Genomic DNA, 20,242 nt, shown 5'->3' with positions numbered 1-20,242 from the left:
GTCAGGTCAAAACGGCTGCGCGGCCCGTCAGAAAAACTTATACGCAATATTCAAAATCGTCAGCACGCCAATCGCGCTCACGAAAACGTTGTCAGCGCGGCCTTTATATTTCGCCAGCGCCGGAACCTTGCGGATAGCAAACATCGGTAACAGGCACAGCAGCGAGGCGATAATGGGCGCACCCATCGCCTCGATCAGGTCAAGAATATTGGGATTGAGATACGCCACCAGCCAGGTGGACCCCATAATAAAGACCATACTTACGGTGTTCAGCTTACGATGGGACACGGCGTCTTTATCACCGTGGTAGCGGAACTTGATGATTAACCCATTCAGCCCTTCCAGCGTGCCCAGATAGTGTCCAAAGAAGGATTTAAAAATCGCGACCAGGGCGATGACCGACGCGCTGTATTCCAGCACCGTGGAAAAGGTAGACTTTTCACCCGCCATACTGGAGAAGTGATTCGCCAGATAAGACAGCACAGGAATATTTTGTGCCCTGGCATCCGCCATGTCCTGCGGCGACAAGGTAAACAGACAGCTAAAGGCAAAGAACATGACCACTGCCACCATCAGGATGCTGGCGCGGGAGATAATCTGACTGCACTTGTTTTCTGTGTAGGTCCGGCCCATTTCCGGCTCGTACTCCTCCCGTTTCGACACCACGAAAGAAGACACAATGGGCGAGAAGTTAAACGAGAACACCATGATAGAAATGCCAAGCCATACCGTGACGAGAATGCCATCATGCCCGGTAAAGGCCAGATCGTTCAGGTGAACCTGATCGATAACGGCGCGATTCCAGTACGGGATGAGCGACAGTGAAATCAGCACCAGACTGGCAATAAACGGAAACACCAGCCAGCTCATCACTTTGACCATCAGATCTTTACCAAACCCAATCACAAACGCCATCAGCAGCAGCAGACACAGCGCGACGACGCCACGATTAAGTGCGGGCAACAGTAGCTGATATTGCCAGAACGCCATAAACGTGTTGGTGATGGTGACGCCATAAATCCATAACAGCGGGCAAATGGCAAAAAAGTAAAGAAAGGTGATGACCACGCCGCCGGTTTTACCGAAGTGTTCTTCTACGGTGTCGGTAATATTGCCCGATACGTTACTGCCGGACAGGCACAGGCGAGCCAGTGCCCTGTGGCAGAAAAAGGCGATCGGATACGCCAACACTAACATAATCAGAATGGGGATCAGGCCGCCATAGCCCGCTCTGATAGGAAAGAAAAGGACCCCTGCCCCAATGGCGGTACCAAAAAGTCCCAGTGTCCATGTGGTATCGGACTGACGCCAGATCGACGCTTTTTCCCGGTTGAGAATATTTTCAGAATTACTCATAACTTATCCTTTATGCGTCAGCGAGACCCGAAACCCGGGACAAATCAATATTGCCGCCAGAGAGCGTGTAAACGGTTTTCCGCCCCTGAATGTCATGGTCCACGTTGCCGCTGAGCGACGCAGCGCAGGCTAACGCACTGACGCTTTCCGTAACCATCTGGTTTCGCTGAGTCTTTTCAATCAAACACTTACGAATGTCGCCTTCACTTAGTCACCCCTTCTGATCGACCTGTTCGTTCATAACCGCGAAGGTGAGTTCACCCGAACAGGCGACATCGCGGCCATCCGCAAGGGTACCCGAGTACAACAATGGGGCGTCATGGTACCAGCAAAAATGGAGGCTGCCATACCGTCAGGATCAACAGATTGCGCACCGTTGACGGTAAACGCTGGATTCCTTGATCTCAGGGCAGCCACCCTACCGGCCCTCCGCCCATGGCGAAACCGACACCGAAAAGTTCGTCAGGCATCGCCAGACCGATGGCGCCCTGCCCGGCAATACTGGACATTTTCTTGCCAGCAGGGATAAAAACAGGGGATGAGTGCGCGAAAAAAACGCCCACTGGATGAGTGGGCGTGATGAGGACATTACTTCTTGTCGCAGGCGACCGGCCAGGGCTTCGCGGGGGAGTTAAACGGATGGTACTGATAACACCAGGTTTCAGATACCACGTTTTCCTGCGCTTTCAGATAAAGCTTCAGCTCCACCGGGTCACCGTCCCCCGCCACCAAATCAAACTGCGCCAGCCAGTTGCCGGAGTCATCAGGCAGCTTAGAGACCAGCACGTTCTCAAACGTCCCGCGCGAGGCGGACAGCACGGCTTCCGGCGCAACGCCTGACGGCAGGTGATTCAGGTTGCCACCGTGGAATTCAACGGTGAATTTACGACTGTCATGCGGACGGTCAGATCCCGGCACGCCGCCACGTCCCAGTCGGGTCGCACCACAGCGCGCCAACGTTGAGGGATAAGGTTCATCGGACAGCCAGTGCAGCCGGTAATGGAAATAATGTTCATCACCCGCTTTGGCTGGCGCATCCGGCACCCACATGGCGACGATATTGTCGTAGATTTCGTCATCGGTCGGTATTTCCACCAGTTGTACCGATCCTTTGCCCCATTTCCCTAGCGGTTCGACCCACAGGTCCGGGCGACGCTCGTAGTGCGCAGCATCCAGGTAGCTGTCAAAATTCCTGTCTTTCTGCAGTAATCCAAAGCCTCGCGGATTCTCGTCGTGGAAGCTTGAGGTGACCACACGCAACGGATTGTTCAGCGGTCGCCAGAGATGTTCACCGCTGCCGGTCCACATTGCCAGACCATCGGAGTCATGCACTTCGGGACGCCAGTCTGTCGCAGCCCCCTTGACCGTTTTTGAGAACCAGTACATGGACGTCAGAGGCGCGATGCCGAAACGCTGAATATCCTTACGCAGGAAAAGCGTGCATTCCACGTCCTGCACCACGCCTTTGCCACGATGCAGGATAAACTTGTAGGCACCCGTTATGCTCGGCCCGTTGAGCAGGGCATAGACCGTGAGGTTTTTGCTGTCATCTTTCGGCGCTTCGAACCAGAAATCCGTGAAATCAGGAAACTCTTCATCCACACCGGGCTGGACGGTATTCAGGGCAATACCGCGAGCGGACAAACCAAACTGCCCTAATTCACCAATAGCGCGGAAATAGGACGCCCCCATGAAGGAAATCCAGTCATTTTGGGGATTGGTTTTTAACGCGTCCTGGCTTGCCAGCACTCTGAAACCCGAAAATACGTTTCCTTCCAGCGCCGGCAACCTGACGCTTTTATCCGTCGTGGTGAAGTAATCAATATTTTGAATGATTTCTCGCGCGGCGTTATTTTCCACTACGTGCATTTTCACCGGCATGCGGTGCAGGCCGTTAACCATGAAAAAGGTGACAGGAAAACGCCCGGCATTTTTGAACAGGGCATATTCCGGTTTGTACACGGTCTTCATGTAGGCGTCATAGGTGATGTTGGACAACAATGACGGATCGAATTCGGTGGGTTTTTCGTAAGGTTTGGCTGCCAGCGCTTTAGCCCGGGCAATCAATGTCTGAAAATTAAATGTTTCGCTGTTACCCAGTTTGAGCACACCTGCTGCCATCGCGCCGGGAGAAATGCCTAAAGCAGATAAGGCAGCAAACGCCCCGGAATACGTTAATAAATCCCTTCTTGTAACCATGATCCACCTGTTTTTTTAATCTTCATTCAATGAATGCGTGCCCAATGGGGCAAAACGTAAAATCAGTGACGTCTGGCGAGCTGCCTTCAACTATAGACGAGAGAAACCGTTGCCTCCCAAACAGATGGCAAGCCATCATGTAACACATCGGATGAGCGTATAGGGCATTGGCGAGAAATTGCATGGGATTTGCCTGAGAAACACGCCCTCTGGCAACCGGCCGCTTATCTTCCCCGATCAAAGGGTATAATGGCCTTCTTTCGCCCGGACGCCCGCACAGAACCGCCCTGCCGCATTTTTTTACCACGGCATCGTGAAACCATCCTGTATGACTCGCGCCTAACAGTGGCTCCCGTGGCAACGTCGTGCGCGTCTTTCCCCTGTGCCTGATGGAGACAGCAAAGCCTGCATAGCTGCGCCATAAAGCAAAAACCCCGCTTGCGCGGGGTTTGCATGAATAAGTCGAAACTGACCGATAAGCCGGGTTCTGTCGTGGACAGTCATTCATCTAGGCCAGTAATCGCTTACTGGCTCAAGCAGCCTACCCGGGTTCAGTACGGGCCGTACAATGTGAACCCCTATTTGGCCTTGCTCCGGGTGGAGTTTACCGTGCCACGGACTGTTACCAGCCGCGCGGTGCGCTCTTACCGCACCCTTTCACCCTTACCTGATCCCATTACTGGGCCATCGGCGGTTTGCTCTCTGTTGCACTGGTCGTGGGTTTCCCCCCCAGGCGTTACCTGGCACCCTGCCCTATGGAGCCCGGACTTTCCTCCCCTTTGCCCGTCTCCCTCAGAGAGGGACGACGACAAAGCGGCGACTGTCTGGTCAGCTTCGGCGCGCATTATAGAGCGTTTAGCCGGCGCTGTCACGCAGGCAAAACAGGCGGCTTACGCCTGCTGATCCAGCGCATATTTATAGAGGGCGTTCTTTTTCACCCCATGGATCTCCGCTGTCAGGGCGGCCGCTTTCTTTAGAGGCAATTCCTGCTGTAACAGGGCCAGTGTGCGCAAGGCCTCCGCTGGCAAAGCCTCTTCATCAGGCTGGTGGCCTTCCACAATCAGCACCATCTCACCTTTGCGGCGATTTTCATCCTCTTTGACCCAGGCCAGCAGTTCCGCCACGGGCGCACCATTGAGATTTTCCCAGGTTTTAGTCAGCTCGCGCGCCAGCACGACATAACGATCGGCACCCAGCTCGGTCACCATGTCCTGCAGGCTGTCTAACAGACGGTGAGTCGACTCATAAAAAATTAAGGTGCGTGGCTCGTCGGCAAGGGCCCGCAGCGCATCACAGCGTGCCTTGGTTTTGGCTGGCAGAAACCCTTCGTAACAGAAACGATCAGACGGCAATCCCGCTGCGCTTAATGCTGTAATCGCTGCACAGGCACCCGGTAAAGGAACGATGCGAATACCGGCCTCCCGGCAGCGGCGAACCAGGTGGTAACCGGGATCGTTGATCAACGGCGTGCCAGCATCAGAAACCAGAGCTATGCTTTCTCCCTGTTGCAGCCTGGCGAGCAGGATGTCTGCTTTCTGCTGTTCGTTGTGGTCATGAAGTGCGAAGAGTCGCGCATTGATGGCGAAATGTTGTAGCAACAGTCCGGTATGACGTGTATCTTCCGCTGCGACCAGATCGACGCTGGAAAGTACCGCTAGCGCCCGCTGGGTAATGTCAGCCAAATTACCTATTGGGGTTGGCACGATGTAAAGCGTGCTGGCGGAAATGTCTGCCCGATCGAGTTGTTTCATTGTTTCATCCGAATTGCCGATTTAATATTGAGCATCTTGAAAAAAACATCACTGGATACAGTATGCTTCCTTCAAAAATCGTTCGTCATAAAGCAGGACGCTTTGTGCCTGTCCTTCTTGCTGGTCTGATTTTAGCCGCGTGTAGTGGCCAGGGTCCCAAAAGCCAGTCCGTAGACATTCAGGGGCCAGCCACCAATAATTCTGCTTACTATCTGCAACAGGTGCAGCAAAGCAGCGATGATAGCAAGACCGACTGGCAATTACTCGCAATCCGCGCCTTGTTAAAAGAGGGAAAATATCCTCAGGCCGACCAGGCGATTGGCGAACTGCCTAATCAACTGTCCTCAACACAGCAACAGGAATTACGCTTGCTGAAAGCCCAGTCGCTGATTGGACAGCAAAAAGTGGCTGACGCGCAGCAACTGTTGAGCCAGGTGAAAACCAGTGAACTGTCTCAGGATCAACTGGCGCGCTACTACGATTTGCAGATCGCCAGCGCACAGGGGAAAACCTCTCTGGCCCTGCTCCGTGCCTACATTGCCCAGGAACCGTTGCTGAAGGGTGACGCACGTCAGAAGAACATTGATGCAACCTGGCAGGCACTGACGCAACTGTCACAGCAAGACATGAACGCGCTGGTCATCAATGCCGATGAAAACATTCTGCAGGGCTGGCTGGATCTGCTGACCGCCTGGCACGCCAATGCGCAGGATGCCAACATGCTTAAGTCGGCCATTAAAGACTGGCAGACGCGCTATCCTGACAATCCCGCGTCCAAAACCTTGCCGACGCAGCTGAGCCAGGTGCAGAACTTCACCAAAGCGTCCACCAGCACCATCGCGCTGCTGCTGCCACTCAACGGTCAGGCTCAGATGTTTGCCAGCGCCATCCAGAAAGGCTTCAACGACGCGAAGAACGGTGTTATCCCGGCGGCACCTCAGGCAACGCCGGGCAGCGCACAGGATCCCATCGCGATGAATCAGCAGCAGCCTGCTGATGCCAACGTGGTTGTCAGCCCCTCAGCCGCCCCTGCGGCAACAACGCAGACGGGCACGGCTCAGCAACCTGCCACGACCGCCCAGCAGCCTCAACAGCAGCAACAGCCGTCGGCGCAACCGGCCAGTAATGCGCAGGTTAAAGTCTATGACACCAGCAGCCAGCCCATCGCCCAGGTGATGCAGCAGGCGCAACAGGATGGCGCGACACTGGTCGTCGGCCCGCTGTTGAAAAACAACGTCGAAACCGTCGCCAACAGCCAGACACCGTTGAACGTTCTGGCCCTGAATGAGCCGGAACACATCCAGAACCATCCCAATATGTGCTACTTTGCGCTGTCGCCAGAAGATGAAGCGCGCGATGCGGCTCACCATATCTGGGATCAGGGTAAGCGCCAGCCGCTGCTGTTGCTCCCACGTAATGGCCTGGGCGATCGCGTCGCAACGGCCTTTGCGAAAGAGTGGCAGTCACTGGGCGGTGGCACCGTGCTCCAGCAGCGTTTCGGTTCGGTTTCAGAGCTTAAGCAGGGCATCAACAGCGGTGCAGGAATCAGCATGAGCGGGACGCCGGTGGTTATCCCTTCTGCGTCCCAACCGCAGAACGTGTCCGTTGCAGGGCTGACTATACCGGCCCCCCAAACCAGCGCACCGGCAGCCAGCGAATCGGGTGCGGTAGATGCGGCCTATATCGTGTCGACGCAGGATGAACTGCAGCTGATTAAACCGATGATCAGCATGCGCACCGGCAGCCGCAGTAATGTCGCGCTCTACGCCAGTTCCCGTAGTGCTCAGGCTGGCGCAGGCCCGGATTTCCGTCTGGAAATGGAAGGCCTGCAGTACAGCGATATCCCTCTGCTGTCCGGCGCCAATCCAGGCCTGATGCAGCAGGCCGCCCGGTCGTTTAACAACGATTATTCACTGGTGCGCCTGTATGCCATGGGGATGGATGCCTGGACGCTGGCTAACCACTTCAATCAGATGCGTCAGGTGCCTGGCTTCTCTCTTGATGGCAATACCGGCAAGCTCAGCGCGACGCCTGATTGCGTGATCAACAGGAAGTTGACATGGAACCAGTATCGTCAGGGCAATATCGTACCGGCCAGCTAAACCGCCGCCGTACAGGTGCCGAATATGAACAACGCGCCCGCCGCTATCTTGAGCGGGCGGGGTTAACATGGGTCGCCAGCAATGTGTACTATCGCGCAGGTGAACTTGACCTGATAATGCGAGACAACCAATGCTGGGTGTTTGTCGAAGTGCGTTACCGCCGTAACGCACGATTCGGCGGCAGTCTGGCCAGCATTACCCGACAGAAACAACACAAGCTGCTGCGTGCTGCCTCTCTCTGGCTGGCGCAACGCGGCGGCAGTTTTGAAACAGTGAATTGCCGTTTCGACATCATCGCCATTACAGGCCCGGCGCTCGAATGGTTGCCCAATGCCTTTAATGCAGACGTTTAGAACCAGGTGGTCGTGTGCAGGAAAGAATTAAAGCGTGTTTTACTGAAAGTATCCAAACTCAAATCGCTGCGGCTGAGGCATTACCTGATGCCATCTCACGTGCAGCAATGACCATGGTGCAGTCCCTTCTCAACGGTAACAAGATACTGAGTTGCGGTAACGGCGCATCATCCGCCAACGCACAGCATTTTGCCGCCAGCATGATCAATCGTTTTGAAACCGAACGCCCCAGCCTGCCTGCGCTGGCTTTAAGTGCGGATAACGTCATGCTGACTGCGATCAGTAATGACCGCCTGCATGATGAGATTTATGCCAAGCAGGTGCGCGCCCTCGGGCAAAACGGTGATGTGCTGCTCGCCATCTCGACCCGCGGCAATACGCGTGACATCGTCAAGGCTGTCGAGGCCGCCGTCACGCGCGATATGACGATCGTTGCGCTTACCGGTTATGATGGGGGAGAATTAGCCGGATTGCTGGGACCGCAGGATGTGGAAATTCGTATTCCTTCACATCGCAGTGCTCGCATTCAGGAGATGCATATGTTAACACTCAACTGTTTGTGCGATCTGATTGATAACACCTTGTTTCCCCACCAGGAATGACGGAAGGAGCACCCATGAAAGCATTGAACGCTGTAGCCATTGTTTTAACCGCCATGCTGCTGCAAGGCTGCGTCGCGGTGGTGGCCGGTAGTGCCGCTGTCGCGACCAAAACCGCCACCGATCCCCGCTCTGTGGGCACGCAGGTTGATGATGGCACGCTGGAGTTACGCGTCAGCAATGCGCTGGCTAAAGATCAGCAAATCAAAACCGATGCCCGCGTCATTGCCACCGCCTACCAGGGCAAGGTTCTGTTGACCGGCCAGGCACCGAATCAGGAAGTCGCTAACCGCGCGAAACAGATCGCCATGGGCGTTGACGGTGCCACCGAAGTCTATAACGAGATTCGGATTGGGCCGAAAGTCAGCCTGGGTACGTCCTCCGCTGACACCTGGATCACCACGAAGATCCGCTCGCAGCTGCTGGGCAGCGATCAGGTGAAATCATCAAGCGTGAAGGTGACCACTGAAAACGGTGAGGTGTTCCTGTTGGGTCTGGTCACGCCGGAAGAAGCGAAAGCCGCTGCGGATATTGCCAGCCGGGTGAGCGGGGTGAAACACGTCACCACGGCCTTTACCATGGTGAAATAACGCGGAGGTCAGGGTGGTCTTGCCTGCCTGAATCGCGTGAATAAAAAAGCCGTCCCCTTTCAGGGACGGCTTTTCTCGTTTCTGGCGTCTGATCCCATGACCAGGCTGATGCACACCACTTCGCCCTTTGCTGTCGGCTATCCGTCTCTGCGCGGATATCCACTATTGTGATACCGCCACAACGCCACGCCAGCAGAAGCGCGTCAGACAGGGATATCGATTACCAGCGCCCGCGTCGGTGTGATGGCAGCCAGCCACAGTTGCTGTTCTTCCTGCAAAAACGCGCCATCACCACAGCCGAGCGTTTCCTGATGCGATGCACCTGCAGAGGCTTCAAGCGAACCATGGATCGACTGCAGATAGGCGCGCGCGCCATGCAGCGGCACCAGATGCTGCTCGCCAGCCGCCAGCTCAAGCTGGTGGATCCAGACCTGCTGACGCAGTTGCAAGCTGTTGTCGCGGCCATCCGGCGAAGCCACCAGTTGCGAACACGTTCCTGCGGTCAGGCTGATTTTCTGCATACGTGCGTTTTCCCGTTCCGGGCAGGCCGCCAGCCAGAGCTGCATGCGGGTCAGTGAGCGCTCTTTACTGGGATTCAGTTCACTGTAGCTCACGCCCGGCTGGGCAGAGAGCAGCAGTGCCTCACCTTCACCGACGGTAATGTGATTGCCTTCGCTGTCGCGGTACTCCGCTTCACCCTGCAGGACAATATTCAACACGTCCACCTGAGGATAGGTGCGCGGCTGAAACGCCGCGCCGGGTGCCAGCACTTCCTGGTTCAAAACACGTAAAGCGGCATAACCCATTAATTTGGGATCGAAATAGTGGCCAAAAGAGAAACTATAGCGTGCCTGTAGCCAGCCATAATCAGCCTGACCACAATCGGATGCACTGCGTGTGGTTATCATTGTTTACCTCCTGCATCCGTCGGCAAGAATCGACGACGGGTATGATTCCCTTATGGTAAAAGTCTGGACGCCGGATTGTTAGCCAGTTAATCTGCCGGGCATATTCAAATTTCCTGACAGAGAACCAGGATGGCAAAAGACCGTGCGTTAACCCTTGAAGCTTTACGTGTGATGGATGCTATCGATCGCCGGGGCAGTTTTGCCGCCGCCGCCGATGAGTTAGGGCGCGTGCCCTCGGCACTCAGTTACACCATGCAGAAACTGGAAGAGGAGCTGGATGTGGTGCTGTTTGACCGCTCTGGCCATCGCACAAAGTTTACGAATGTCGGACGCATGCTGCTTGAGCGCGGTCGGGTGTTGCTGGAAGCCGCTGACAAACTCACGACCGATGCCGAAGCGCTGGCGCGCGGTTGGGAAACGCAGTTGACCATCGTGACCGAAGCCCTTGTCCCTACCGATGCGCTGTTCCCGCTGGTTACAAAGCTGGCTGACAAGGCTAACACCCAGATATCCATTATGACAGAAGTGCTGGCAGGTGCCTGGGAAAGGCTGGAACAGGGGCGGGCAGATATCGTTATCGCACCGGATATGCACTTTCGCGCTTCAACTGAGATCAATACCCGCAAACTCTACAGCATCGTCAGCGTTTATGTAGCCAGCCCTGACCATCCTATTCATAACGAACCCGAGCCGCTTTCAGAGGTCACCCGGGTAAAATATCGGGGGATTGCCGTGGCCGATACCGCACGCGAAAGGCCGGTGTTGACCGTACAGCTGCTGGATAAACAGCAACGCCTGACCGTCAGTACAATGGACGATAAGCGGCGTGCGCTTCTGGCCGGTTTAGGCGTGGCGACCATGCCCTATAACATGGTAGAGCAGGATATCGCGGAGGGGCGGTTACGGGTCGTCAGCCCGGAATATTCTCGCGAGGTGGACATCATCATGGCCTGGCGTCGTGACAGTATGGGCGAAGCGAAAGCCTGGTGCCTGCGCGAAATCCCCCGCCTGTTAGCAAAGAAACACTGATAACGGGCTGGACGCTATCCAGCCCACCTTGCCCCCACTTACAGCCGACTCAGGCAGTCCAGCGCCACGGTTTTAAAACTGCTGAAGTCAGTGCTGTCGCGCAGGCGCGTCATCGCCCGCTCACGCATAAACGTGACGAAAAGGTCATAAATTGCCATGGCTTCTTCATACTCGCTTTTACTGATTGCCAGCAGAAAAATCACGTAAGCCGTATCGTCGCCCCACGGAATACCCTGTGGAGCCAGCACGGTGTAGACGACCGTTTCCCGGGCCATGAGCCCCAGCGAGTGCGGTAGCGCAATGCCCTCGCCCAGCATGGTACTGACAATGGCTTCGCGTTCCTCCACGGATGCAAAGAAAGCCTCATCCACCACCCCTTCATTCTCAAGCTGATCGCATAATAACCGGAACAGATCCGACTGGCTCATGGGCGCATCAACAATCCGAAAATGCCGGGCATCAAAAAATTTCTCCAACATATAGGGGCGGGTACGATCCACCAGCACCAGCTTACCAATCTGCTCCAGCTGGAATTCGGTCGGGAACGGCGCCACCACCACCACCGGTTTTTCTTTTTCGCTGACCCGCGCGGTAGAGATGACAAAGTCTTCTTCAATACGTTGACGCGCTTCGTATTCGCGCTGAGACAGGCACTGGGTTACCTGCAACTGGGGATAGTTTCGCAGCAGCATCGCTTCAATCATGCGCAGCGTGGAATTCCCGCTGTCGCACACCAGCAGCACCTGAGGGCGACGTTGATAGCCCACGTTGTAATGGCGCTCCAGCCCGACGCCAATATGCAGCACCAGGAAGCCAATTTCATTCTCACTGATGACGTAAGGCGAATATTTGCCCCAACTGGAAACCGCCGCCAGCGTTACGTCATAGGCCATCGGATAGTGCTGCTTGATATTACTTAACAGGGGATTGGGAATATGGATCTGATAACGCACCCGCGTGATCATGGTTTTAATATGGGTGAGCAGATCGGCACGCAACTGAGGATCGTTCTGCAGATCGTAATAGTAGTGTGTGTTAATAAAGCTGAGCAGATAGTCGACCAGCGCATCCGCGTCATCCGCATTGATCGTGCTGGGTGCGCTGTCCTGAATGCGCCGGGCAGCGATATTAACCTGTAGCCAGCTCTCCTCCGCCGGCGAAACGGGCTTGCCGATAAGCGGCAGCAGCGAATGAATCAGGGTTTGTGCCGCGTCGCGTATGGCATCGTCCATCTGTTCCGTGTCCGCGGGATCGTTAACCGGATAACCTTCGCTGATGCGCCGGACCGCCACCGCACAGTAAAACTGTAAATAGCGTTCACCTTCGTCACTGAGACGGATATGGTGCTGGGCAAAACAGCGTTGCAGGCACGGTTCCAGACTTTCCAGCAGGCCACCTTCCAGGGATTCCGGCGTGATCAGCGGGCTGTCTGGCTGCGACTGATCGATCTCGATCAACAGATCGGTTAAGCAGGTGCGGATCGCCACCTCGCTGCCAAACAGTTTCATGCCGTGGTGCGGTTTGCTTTCAATGCTGAGTTGGTAGCGTCCGAGCCATTCACGTACGTCGGCCATGTCATTCTGCAAGGTCGCGCGGCTGACAAACCATTCTTCTGCCAGCGCTTCCAGTTTCAGCGAATAGGCGGCGGTCAGGAAGCGCACCAGCAGATAACGGATCCGCTCCTGAGAGGTACGCGGCACCCGGAGAGGGGCACGCGTTTGCTGCTGGAGAATAGTAAAACGCTGCGCGTCGGCAATTTTAAGCTGATAACCGGCCCCGCGATTCAACACAAACTGCGCGCCGTGCTTTTCCAGTAAGGCATTCAGGGCGGTGATATCCGTGCGTACGGTACGCGTTGACACGGCAAAGCGCCGGGCCAGCTCGTCCTGAGGCAAGGTTTCGTTTTTCAAAGCGTCAAACAGTTGCGCAAGGCGCTGATTAGGAAATCTCACGTCGGTTTACCTGACTGAATGGAGAAAAGAGCAACACTCACAGAGTGCAGGAAACGCGGCTGTACGTCCAGGAAAGGGCACGCCGGCCACAGTTTTCTGCGCCAGCGCACAACCTACGTCAGGCCAGCAAGGACTTGCTCATTGCCAGAAGCTGTTTGACGTCATCCACGCGGGTTTCACCGCTGGCCTGATCAATGATCGAACTGTAAATATGCGGGATCACCTTGCTGACGCCCGCATCCAGCGCAATTTTTACGATCTCGCTAAAATTTGCCAGATCGATCCCGCCTGTCGGCTCCAGCCAAAAATCCTGCTGTGCACAGGCCTCCGCCACGGCGCGGTATTCTTCCACCCTGTCCAGACCGCCCATGGGGAAATATTTTACCGAGCTGCCGCCCATATCGATCAGCATGGCGATCGCGGTGTCGATGGGCACGATGCCGTCGTTGCGCTGTGAGCTGAGCGGACCGGTCGAAATTTTTACTTTTCCTGGCGTCCCTGTCGGCGAGATCAAGCCGTTCACCACCGTTTGTGACTGGCCAAGCAGCGCCCGGCTGGTACCAACGCCGGTAAAGACCTGGTTAACATGCTGAGGCTGTAGCTCAGCGGCCAGTTCGCTGACCATGCGTGACTGCCGGGGATCGCCCGCGCCCAGGCCAATCGAGAGCGCATTATTGATCAGCGCAGCATAGTCGCGCATATCCGCGATTGCGGCGTCATGACTGGCGTAATTCTTCGATAGCACACCGACCAGAACGTGCCCTTCTGCCGCCTGCCAGATAGCGCGCGCATTTTCTTTTGAGCCGGCCAGCACGTTGAGGCACAGCCGGTCTTGATAAAAATCAGGGGTAAGCGTCATTAGTGTTCTCCGGTTATCAGCGCCTGAATACGGGTAAAAATGATATGCAGCTGCTCAGCGCTGACGCTACGCACGTCGGCTTCGATAATGCCTTCATTCGCTTTGTAGCCACGGAAGTAAATGGCGATATCGCCGTTTTTCAATGCCTGAACCAGATCGCCGGTTTGACGCGCAATTTTGGCTTCATCAAAGTGTATTTCGGCGCGTGCAATATCGCGTCCGGCCGCATCCCAGACGACGCGCGCAGTTACGCCGTCCAGCCCATTGAGGTTGTTAATAAAGGGCGTCATTTTTTCTACCATCTGTGCGCCGGTCACTTTCGGCAGAGTCAGATAGGACTCAATGGCCTGCGTCAGCCCCAGAATCCCCTCTTTGCCCACTTTCATGGTGCGGCCAATGCCGTTGCTCTGGCGCTTCACCCACTCAACAAGCTGATGCTTACCGATAACCAGGCCGCTGGTTGGGCCTTCAATCGCTTTGGCGCCGCTGTAGATCACCAGATCGGCACCGGCCTGGTAGTAACACTGCAAGTCTTCTTCGGCGGCGGCATCCACTATCAGTGGCACACCATGCTTACGTGCGACTTCTGCGGCCTGTGCAACGCTCAGGTGGCTCTTTTGTACGCAGTGATGTGACTTCACGTAGAGAATGGCGGCCGTCTGATCGGTCACCGCGGCGGAAAGCTGCTGAGCCGAGCATTCATTACTGTAACCCGCTTCAACCGTCCGGCCCCCACCCAGCGCGATCATGCTGCCCACCGGCGCACCGTAGTTCACGTTATGCCCTTTTGGCACCACGATGTCGCGCGGCACGGTCAGCGGTGCACTGTGTAAATTATCCAGCAGCCAGTCATCATCTTTCACAATGACGGCGGCCACGCTCTGGGCTATCCCTGCCGAGGCGCAGGAGACCACCAGCGCATTTTCCACTTTCAGCAGGTTAGCAATATACGCGCCGGTTTTATCGACCAGATCCTTTACTTCAAAGTAGTGCGCCAGACCGTACTTAACCGTATCGATCACCTCATCCGATGGCGTTGAAACGCCCAGTATGGTCATACGACCGGAGGCGTTGATGACCTGCTTCAGGCCATATTTTTCATACAGAGAAGACATGGTATTTTTTTCCTTGTTCAGTAATCCAGCACTCGCCGGCGACAATGGCGGCAAGGGGGATCAGGTGACGATCGCCCTGTTCCGCCAGCCCTTCCGCATCCACAAAGGACACCGGCTCTTGCGCGACGGTGAACAGCGTAAAGTCGGCATCGTAGCCGGGCTCAATACGGCCTTTGTGGCGTAAACACAGGCCGCTGGCTGCCTGGTGAGTCACACAGGCGATAATCTGTGGCAGGGTCATGCCGACATTGAAAAACTTCGACATCACATGGGCCAGGGTATAAACCGGTCCATTGAGGCGGTTACGGCAGTAAATATCCGAACTGATGGTGTCAGGCAAAATGCCCTGTGCGATGGCCGCACGCGCGACCTCGAAACTAAAGCTGGCGCTGCCGTGGCCGACATCAAGCCGTACGTCGCGTGCCAGCGCATGTTTGACGGCGGCACGCAGTTCGCCGTCGGGTGTCAGGATGCGATTGGGTTTGCCGTTATAGCAGTGAGTGATGATGTCACCCGAGGTCAGCAGTTCCGCGATCTCATCAAGGTTGGGTGGGTTGTTACCGATATGCACCATCAGCGGCAGATGGCCGTTTTCCTGCTGAATAGCTTTCGCGAGGACCAGCGGCTTAATGCCGTTTTCGCCCACTACGCTGCTGCTCATACGGGCTTTAAGCCCCACAATAAAGTCGGGGTGACGTTTTACCGCGTCGGCAATGGCCTGGCGATCAATCTGCGTCATGTCCGCCAGTTCATTTTGGGTAATGATGCCAGTGCGTGCGATATTCAGCAGCGCGTAAACCTGCGTGCTCACCGCTCGGGTGCGCTGCCAGAAATCGTCAATGTCATTCGCGCCAGTACTGCCTGCATCCACCACGCAGGTGACGCCGCTTTCCACGCCAACCCGATCGGGATGATCGTGGTAGACGGGGGATTTTTCATAGCAGTGCACATGCGAATCAATCCAGCCCGCACTGAGATAACAGCCTTCTGCCAGCGTTTTCTCGACGGTTGCGTGGCCGCTGATTTCACCTGTGGCGGCAATCTTGCCGTCACGTATCGCAATATCGATCAGGGTTTCATCGGGCAAACGCGCACGCCGCAGAATCAGATCGTACACAGGAACCTCCTTAACTGCCCCGATCGGCCTGAACCGATCGGGAGATAACAGGGTCAGATCGCCACAGGAAAGATCGCGCCCAGGATCATGGCACCCAGGATCGCACCGCCCGTGATCGGTTTATTCCACAGATAGAACACCAGCGCGCCCAGCAAGGATCCGAGGCCGATAGGAATTGAGGCACCCATCGCGGCCAGAATGATCAAGGGTCCCAGGAAACGGCCTGATGCATTGCCCGCCCCCATCATGACGTCCGCACCGTACGTGCTGTTGCTCTGATTGATGGTGAACTTACGCGCCAGGATAATGACGTAACCGATTGCCACACCGAGAATCAGGCCTGTGACCAGCGAAGCCGCAAAGTTGGCGACGGGGAAAACAAAACCCGCCCCGAGCAGCAGCGCCGGCACGCCCAGACCGACACCGGTCTGGATCGCACCACCGATGTCCAGAATCCCGACCAGCGATCCTTCAATGATGCGGGCGAACAGGAAGCTGGCTCCGAAGGCAGCCACCGCCCCATAGACGCCGGTATCGATTCCGGCCCGGAGCATGGACACGAAAGCGACTTCGTTAAACGCTCCAATGCCGTACAGGTAGTACATATGTGTCCCGGCAAACACGCCGGAGGAGAGCAAACCGACAAAAATCGGGAATGACCAGTCGGCATACCAGAAACCTTTGTTTGATTCTTCCATTGCAGACGCTCCGTTATTTGCCGCTCAGGCTGTTATGAATACTGTCGAGCCAGCCAGGAATGCCGAGCTGGAAGGATTGCAGCATCTTCATATCGAAACCGCGGAAGAAGGCGCTGAGGACAAACAGGGCAACGATGGCGGTCATCATGACTTTGGTCACTTTGTGCCAGCCGCTCTCTTCAACCCCTTTGCCAATCAAAATTCCCAGCACCAGGCCCGGTACCGCATTGCCCATAATCAGCTGCGCCAGACCGCCAAAAATGGTGGCCCAGAAGCCCGATTTCTTACCGGCATCGATTGCGGCCAGCCAGAAGATCACGGGCATGACCGTGTTCACCAGCAGATTCGCCGCAGGGACCAGCACTTTGACCGCCGTAACCTGCAGGGCCGCCGGAACGGCAGAGGCCGTCGAATTCAAAAACGCGACCACCACCATGCCGATGATGCCGCAGGCGATAGCCATCTTTTTTGGATCGTGCAGCGTTTGCGCGACGTTGCGGTTTTTGACCATGATGGCCGCCGCGCCCCAGTTGGGGATGATGCGGTGATCCACATCCTGGGTGAATGCACCCGCCGCAACGGAGGAAGCCCAGGCATTGAAAAAGAAACCCAACCCAAAAGAGAAGTGAGAAGCGGGATCGCCTTCACAGGAGTTGAGTTCACCCAGTGTGCGAAACGCGCCCATACCTTGTGTCGTCGGCGCGTGGAACATGCGGGCAGCGCCAGCACCCACACCGACGCCCACAAGGCCGCCGATGATTAACGACTTGAGCAAAATGATGAGAAACATCCTCTTTCCTTATTTATGTTGTTTGAGGCTGACTTACACGCGGGTGAACGCAACTTTATCGCCGTCCAGACAGGTCACGTTGATGGTGACCTCCAGATCGACACTGAAGTGCCTGCGCTCGCGTGCCAGGAAAAAGAAAAGAAATTTTTCGGTTCTGACGCGCTCCTGCGCGCGCACCACCTTTACGTCCTGGGGTTCGATGCGCAGCAAAATCTTGTTGGCGTTGCGCAGGACTTCGTGCTGCACCCGGCTGAGCGCATCAGAGAACGCTTTCGCTTTGGTATCGCCTTTGCCGCTTACGGCTACCGAGGTTGTAAAGGTCTCTTTCATTCCTTATCCACCGTGTTTTTTGTGCCAGGCCTGAACCAGACGTTCACCCAGCTCTTCTTTATCCATAAACCCGAAGCCCAGCACGGTGGCGCCTTCGTTGATGGCTGTCACACCTTCATCCACTGAGCGCATGCCGTGTTTGGCTTTGTAGCCATACTTGTTTTGTGCCGTAATCGCCCCCGCACCGCCGCTGCCACAAAAAGAAATGCCAAAATCGGCATTCTCAGCCTTCATCACATCGCCCAACTTCATGTCAGCCGCCACGCCGGGCACGACAACGGCACGCCCGCCCGCTTTCTCAACGCCGGCCGCCACTTTCTGTCCTTTACCTAATCGATCGCCTATTACTACGGTTACCATATGTCTGTACCTCTCATGGTGGTGAAAATCAGTCGTTCTTAGCCACTTCAAAGTGGACGGAGAGCAGCCAGGCTTCTTCCGGCGGTAAATTGCCAAACAGATCCACGACCTGCTGCGCCAGTGCCATTGACGCTGGCGAGATCTCATCGAACAGATCCGCCTCCACCTCCGGCAGCCCTTCACCGGTTACCGATCGCAATGCCATTGCGCGGACATGCGAAGCCAGCATTTGCAGCTGTACCGCATTCGGCTTAATGGACCGCTCGGCAAACAGCGCGCCGATCTGGGTCATTACGCGATCCGCCAGGGCCTGAATCGTTTGCTGCTCGTCTTGTGACGCGTTCATCGCTACCGCTCCATTACACGTGCTCATCGTCTGCATCCCGTTACGCATTCAGCGTGATCACAAACTAAACAGAGTCCGCGCGGCTGTGGAGAACGACTTTTTCCGTTTCGAAGTGGAAATCCTGCACCTGAGCGTGATCGGTGCCGCAAAGTGGGGAATGAACAGGGGGAGAATGGAGAGTCAGGTTATATAAAACAACAGGTTAGGCTGTCTTACCTGTGCGCAGTGATGCGCCTGTGAACACATAATGCGCGATGGCCGGTGCTGTACCGCTGTCACAAAACCGACAAACAGTTACCTGCCATCACGTCTTAACAGAGAAACTTATGGCTTTTCCGCACCCGTCACCTGAACGCAGGCCTCGTTGCGCGTTGGGATAGCAGCAGGGGCAAGAGCGTGCCGTTTACGCTGGTTAATGGCCGCGACAATGCGCGCGAAACGCGCTTCATTGAGCCTGTAACCCCATCCCATAATCAGTGCCGCCGCGATGGCCAGCGTACAGGGCCAGATAAAGATCAACTGCCGCAGCCCCGCCAGCGTGGCATCCGATTGAAGGGCATTCGGCACATAGCCGATTTGTGTCAGCATCAGGCCCGGCAAAAAACCCGCCATGGCGGCAGAGATTTTACGGAAGAAGGTGTAGCCGGTATAGCAGGCGCCCTCTGCGCGGATACCGGTTTTCCATTCACCGTACTCGACGGTATCCGGCACCAGCGCCCAGTTAAGGCTGTTCACAAACGCTGTGCCGAAGAACGCCATACAGGAGAACAGGACGAACATTAGCGATGTGCTGCCCCAGAGAAAATTGCACAGATCGCCGACAGCCCAGAATACTAAACCACCGAGATACACCTGCTTTTTACCCCAACGTTTCACCGCAGCGGGCACCAGCAGCACACCGGCCAGAATACAGCCCATGCTGAAGAAACCCATCCAGGAGAGCAGACTGACATCGTTCAGCACGTACTGGGTGTAATAAACCTGAATCGCCAGCTTGATGTTGAATGCCGCCAGGGTACACAGGTTCGCCAGGCACAGCGTCCGCAAGGGCGGATTGTGAAAGATGGCGCGAAAGGCGGTTGCAACGCCAGGTTTGTGATGGGCGGGCGTGACCTCGACATAGCGTTCTTTCACGCCGCTGTAGCAAAGCCCCATGCACAGCAATCCGCCAGTGACAAAGACGGCAGCCGCCACCTGATAACCCAGCGCACTTTTGCCCACAAACAGCGACTGGATGGGCATAAAGCATACTGTACAAACCAGCAATCCTAACGTGGCCCCGCCCTGCCGCCAGGCGGCAAGATGAGCGCGCTCGGTGGGATTCCTGGTGATGGCAGGTACCATTGCCCCGTAGGAACAGTTCATCAGACTGTAAAACAGGCCAAACAGCATAAACAGCGCGGTGGCGACAGCCGTTTTACATGTCAGGCTGAGGTCATGCGCCACAAACTGCGCCGCCGCCACCAGCGCGACCGGCAGCGAAAAATACAGGATAAACGGCCTGAATTTTCCTCTTGCGCCAATTGTCCGCCGTGAATCCAGCACGATGCCCGTAAACATATCGGTAAGGGCCGTAAAGAATTTGGCGACGAGGAAAATCACGCCGCCATACCAGGCCGGCATCCCCAGTTCATCGGTGTAAAACTTAAGTAAGTAAAGCGTCCCGATAGCCAGCATCAGGTTGGAGCCGAAATCACCGATGCCGTAAGCAAACTTCTCACGCAGAGGCAGTTTCAGCGTTAAGGGATCAGAACCTGTGTTCATAACGGATCCTTATCACAGAGCCAA

General features: G+C 55.8%; 20 protein-coding genes and 1 other RNA gene. 5 read left to right on the top strand and 16 right to left on the bottom strand.

Annotated features, from left to right (window positions below; all coding sequences use genetic code 11):
- Positions 1 to 27: 27 nt before the first annotated feature.
- The 5 genes from tdcC to rsmI all read right to left on the bottom strand — a co-directional run bounded on the left by tdcC (position 28) and on the right by rsmI (position 5,306).
- The gene (gene tdcC, locus C7433_RS20055) at positions 28 to 1,356 is read right to left on the bottom strand and encodes a threonine/serine transporter TdcC (RefSeq protein ID WP_054633048.1); all 1,329 of its coding nucleotides are present in this window, start codon (positions 1,354 to 1,356) and stop codon (positions 28 to 30) included.
- 10 nt (positions 1,357 to 1,366) lie between these two features.
- Positions 1,367 to 1,513 carry a hypothetical protein gene (locus C7433_RS23660; RefSeq protein ID WP_155550063.1) on the bottom strand — a complete coding sequence of 49 codons (147 nt, stop codon included), beginning with the start codon at positions 1,511 to 1,513 and terminating at the stop codon, positions 1,367 to 1,369.
- Positions 1,514 to 1,944: 431 nt separating this feature from the next.
- The gene (locus C7433_RS20050; RefSeq protein WP_110268773.1) at positions 1,945 to 3,555 is read right to left on the bottom strand and encodes a glucan biosynthesis protein; all 1,611 of its coding nucleotides are present in this window, start codon (positions 3,553 to 3,555) and stop codon (positions 1,945 to 1,947) included.
- Between the two features lie 460 nt (positions 3,556 to 4,015).
- An RNA gene (gene rnpB / locus C7433_RS20045) (RNase P RNA component class A) lies at positions 4,016 to 4,391 on the bottom strand.
- A gap of 54 nt (positions 4,392 to 4,445) precedes the next feature.
- A complete protein-coding gene (gene rsmI, locus C7433_RS20040) occupies positions 4,446 to 5,306 on the bottom strand; it encodes a 16S rRNA (cytidine(1402)-2'-O)-methyltransferase (RefSeq protein WP_006118319.1) in 861 nt (286 codons plus the stop codon).
- A gap of 62 nt (positions 5,307 to 5,368) precedes the next feature.
- On the opposite strand from rsmI, the gene C7433_RS20035 reads away from it, so the two are divergent.
- Genes C7433_RS20035 through dolP form a run of 4 tightly spaced genes read left to right on the top strand, consistent with a single transcriptional unit; the run spans position 5,369 to position 8,950 of the window.
- Positions 5,369 to 7,408 carry a penicillin-binding protein activator gene (locus C7433_RS20035; protein WP_110268772.1) on the top strand — a complete coding sequence of 680 codons (2,040 nt, stop codon included), beginning with the start codon at positions 5,369 to 5,371 and terminating at the stop codon, positions 7,406 to 7,408.
- Positions 7,366 to 7,761, top strand: coding sequence for a YraN family protein (locus C7433_RS20030; protein ID WP_006118321.1), 396 nt, complete (start codon positions 7,366 to 7,368; stop codon positions 7,759 to 7,761). Before C7433_RS20035 ends, C7433_RS20030 begins: the two co-directional genes overlap by 43 nt.
- Positions 7,762 to 7,775: 14 nt before the next feature.
- Positions 7,776 to 8,363 carry a DnaA initiator-associating protein DiaA gene (gene diaA / locus C7433_RS20025; protein ID WP_006118322.1) on the top strand — a complete coding sequence of 196 codons (588 nt, stop codon included), beginning with the start codon at positions 7,776 to 7,778 and terminating at the stop codon, positions 8,361 to 8,363.
- A gap of 14 nt (positions 8,364 to 8,377) precedes the next feature.
- The gene (dolP, locus tag C7433_RS20020; protein ID WP_006118323.1) at positions 8,378 to 8,950 is read left to right on the top strand and encodes a division/outer membrane stress-associated lipid-binding lipoprotein; all 573 of its coding nucleotides are present in this window, start codon (positions 8,378 to 8,380) and stop codon (positions 8,948 to 8,950) included.
- A gap of 203 nt (positions 8,951 to 9,153) precedes the next feature.
- Here dolP and C7433_RS20015 read toward each other — a convergent pair whose 3' ends face one another.
- The gene (locus tag C7433_RS20015) at positions 9,154 to 9,858 is read right to left on the bottom strand and encodes a pirin family protein (RefSeq protein ID WP_006118324.1); all 705 of its coding nucleotides are present in this window, start codon (positions 9,856 to 9,858) and stop codon (positions 9,154 to 9,156) included.
- A 129-nt stretch (positions 9,859 to 9,987) separates the two neighbouring features.
- Between C7433_RS20015 and C7433_RS20010 the strand changes: the two genes are divergently transcribed.
- Complete coding sequence (locus C7433_RS20010; protein WP_033739998.1) at positions 9,988 to 10,887, top strand: LysR family transcriptional regulator; 900 nt, start codon at positions 9,988 to 9,990, stop codon at positions 10,885 to 10,887.
- A 38-nt stretch (positions 10,888 to 10,925) separates the two neighbouring features.
- On the opposite strand, the gene C7433_RS20005 is transcribed toward C7433_RS20010, so the two are convergent.
- The 10 genes from C7433_RS20005 to C7433_RS19960 form a co-directional block, all read right to left on the bottom strand.
- The gene (locus tag C7433_RS20005; protein ID WP_110268771.1) at positions 10,926 to 12,839 is read right to left on the bottom strand and encodes a transcription antiterminator; all 1,914 of its coding nucleotides are present in this window, start codon (positions 12,837 to 12,839) and stop codon (positions 10,926 to 10,928) included.
- 118 nt (positions 12,840 to 12,957) lie between these two features.
- Complete coding sequence (locus C7433_RS20000; protein ID WP_033740000.1) at positions 12,958 to 13,698, bottom strand: KDGP aldolase family protein; 741 nt, start codon at positions 13,696 to 13,698, stop codon at positions 12,958 to 12,960.
- Positions 13,698 to 14,813: a DgaE family pyridoxal phosphate-dependent ammonia lyase gene (locus C7433_RS19995; RefSeq protein WP_110268770.1), complete on the bottom strand. Its 1,116-nt coding sequence runs from the start codon at positions 14,811 to 14,813 to the stop codon at positions 13,698 to 13,700. Before C7433_RS19995 ends, C7433_RS20000 begins: the two co-directional genes overlap by 1 nt.
- Positions 14,797 to 15,930 carry an amidohydrolase/deacetylase family metallohydrolase gene (locus tag C7433_RS19990; protein ID WP_054633035.1) on the bottom strand — a complete coding sequence of 378 codons (1,134 nt, stop codon included), beginning with the start codon at positions 15,928 to 15,930 and terminating at the stop codon, positions 14,797 to 14,799. The genes C7433_RS19995 and C7433_RS19990 overlap by 17 nt, the downstream gene beginning before the upstream one ends.
- 53 nt (positions 15,931 to 15,983) lie before the next feature.
- Entirely contained in the window at positions 15,984 to 16,628 is a 645-nt protein-coding gene (locus C7433_RS19985) for a DUF4310 family protein (RefSeq protein ID WP_054633034.1), read from the bottom strand.
- 13 nt (positions 16,629 to 16,641) lie between these two features.
- The gene (locus C7433_RS19980) at positions 16,642 to 17,418 is read right to left on the bottom strand and encodes a DUF4311 domain-containing protein (RefSeq protein ID WP_006118328.1); all 777 of its coding nucleotides are present in this window, start codon (positions 17,416 to 17,418) and stop codon (positions 16,642 to 16,644) included.
- Between the two features lie 33 nt (positions 17,419 to 17,451).
- Positions 17,452 to 17,748 carry a DUF4312 family protein gene (locus C7433_RS19975; protein ID WP_033740005.1) on the bottom strand — a complete coding sequence of 99 codons (297 nt, stop codon included), beginning with the start codon at positions 17,746 to 17,748 and terminating at the stop codon, positions 17,452 to 17,454.
- A 3-nt stretch (positions 17,749 to 17,751) separates the two neighbouring features.
- On the bottom strand, positions 17,752 to 18,108 hold the full coding sequence (locus C7433_RS19970) for an SFCGS family glycine-rich protein (protein ID WP_006118330.1): 357 nt from the start codon (positions 18,106 to 18,108) through the stop codon (positions 17,752 to 17,754).
- 28 nt (positions 18,109 to 18,136) lie between these two features.
- Positions 18,137 to 18,481 carry a glycine dehydrogenase gene (locus C7433_RS19965; protein ID WP_044241509.1) on the bottom strand — a complete coding sequence of 115 codons (345 nt, stop codon included), beginning with the start codon at positions 18,479 to 18,481 and terminating at the stop codon, positions 18,137 to 18,139.
- Positions 18,482 to 18,778: 297 nt separating this feature from the next.
- Entirely contained in the window at positions 18,779 to 20,218 is a 1,440-nt protein-coding gene (locus C7433_RS19960) for an MFS transporter (RefSeq protein ID WP_110268769.1), read from the bottom strand.
- Positions 20,219 to 20,242 lie beyond the last annotated feature (24 nt).

It is taken from the genome of Pantoea sp. PNA 03-3, assembly GCF_003201175.1.
Classification (GTDB): domain Bacteria; phylum Pseudomonadota; class Gammaproteobacteria; order Enterobacterales; family Enterobacteriaceae; genus Pantoea; species Pantoea stewartii.
Note: the sequence above shows the minus strand (reverse complement) of the source record. Positions and strands in the feature narration are given on the sequence as shown.